Annotated in this window: 1 protein-coding gene; it reads left to right on the top strand. The window is 64.8% G+C overall.

Going from position 1 to position 1,650, the window contains the following annotated elements; all coding sequences use genetic code 11:
- A partial coding sequence (gene tig / locus V6M46_RS08490; protein ID WP_332663745.1) for a trigger factor occupies positions 1–1,393 on the top strand: 1,393 nt, incomplete at its 5' end.
- Positions 1,394–1,650: the final 257 nt, after the last annotated feature.

A 1,650-nucleotide genomic window follows, 5' to 3' on the forward strand; every position in this document is an offset into this window, starting at 1 on the left:
GAGCGCTGTCGAGAACCTCACCCCCACGCGGGTCAAGCTCAATGTTGAGGTCCCCTTTGAGGAATTGAAGCCCAGCATCGCAGAGGCATACAAGACTGTTGCTTCGCAGATCCAGGTCCCCGGTTTCCGCAAGGGCAAGGTCCCCTCCAAGCTCATTGACCAGCGCGTCGGCCGCGGCTACGTGCTGGAGACTGCCATCAACGAAGGCCTCAACGGCTGGTACCAGGCAGCCGTTCAGGAAACCGGCATCCGCCCGCTGAGCCGTCCCGAGGTCGAAATCACCGAGGTCCCGGACCCGTCCGCCACCGACGGTGAACTGAAGTTCCACGCCGAGGTTGACGTCCGCCCCGAGATCGAACTGCCCGACTACGCCGGCATCAAGGTTGAGGTTGCCGCCGCGGAGTCCACCGACGCCGACGTCGACAAGGCCCTGGACGAACTCCGCGGCCGCTTCGGCACGCTGAAGTCCGTGGACCGTCCGGCCGCCGACAAGGACTTCCTGACGATCGACATCACCGCCACCATCGACGGCGCCGAGGTTGACTCCGCCACCGGCCTGTCCTACCAGGTCGGCGCCGGCACCATGCTCGAAGGCCTCGACGAAGCCGTCACCGGCCTCAGCGCCGACGAGGACGCCATCTTCGACACCACCCTCGTGGGCGGCGAGCACGCCGGCGAGTCGGCCCAGGTCAAGGTTGTCGTCAAGTCGGTCAAGGAGCGCGAGCTTCCCGAGGCCGACGACGACTTCGCCCAGCTGGCGTCCGAATTCGACACCCTGGCCGAGCTCCGCGAGGACCTCGCCAAGCAGGCTGCCGAGTCCAAGGTTGTCGAGCAGGGCGTCGAAGCCCGCGACAAGGTCCTCGACAAGCTCGTTGAGCTCGTAGCGGTCCCCGTCCCGGATTCCGTCGTCGAAGAGCAGCTCGAGCAGCACTTCAACGCCGAGAACGCCCACGGCGAAGGCGAGCACGACACCGAGGAGCACCGCGCCGAGGTCAAGGCCAACACGGAGCGGGCCTTCCAGAACGAGATCATCCTTGACGCCATCGCCGAAAAGGAAGAAGTCAACGTCAGCCAGAACGAGCTGATCGACTACATCGTCACGACGGCCGGCCAGTACGGCATGGACCCGAACCAGTTCGCCCAGATCATCGATCAGAGCGGCCAGGTCCCGATGATGGTGTCCGAGGTCCGCCGCCGCAAGGCACTGGCCGTCGTCCTGGGCCAGGCCGAGGTTACGGACTCTGAGGGCAACAAGGTTGACCTCAGCGACTTCGTCCGCCCCGGCGGCGAAGAGGCAGCAGCCGAGGCTGAAGCCGGTGTCGAGGACGCCGCTTCCGAGGACGCAGCAGCCGAGACCGCGAAGAACGATGACCCGGCAGCAGTGAAGTTCTAGCACTTTCTGTTCCGCAGTTCCTGCCGCACCCCCGGATCACTGATCCGGGGGTGCGGCTTTTTAAGCCGGTGATGAACCCTCCCGGGCAATCGTGCGCCGTCAGCGAACAGCCCCGCGCCTGAGCACAATGGAGCCGGGAAAACCGTTAGTGTCCATGTAGGAAAGTTCAGTGATGTCGTCCAGTGGCGTCACCGTCGCCAGCGAGAGGTAAGTACATATGTCACAGCAAGCAGGGGCACCCCGGATGGCTACTGTCG

The organism is Aeromicrobium sp. (assembly GCF_036676885.1).
GTDB lineage: Bacteria > Actinomycetota > Actinomycetes > Propionibacteriales > Nocardioidaceae > Aeromicrobium.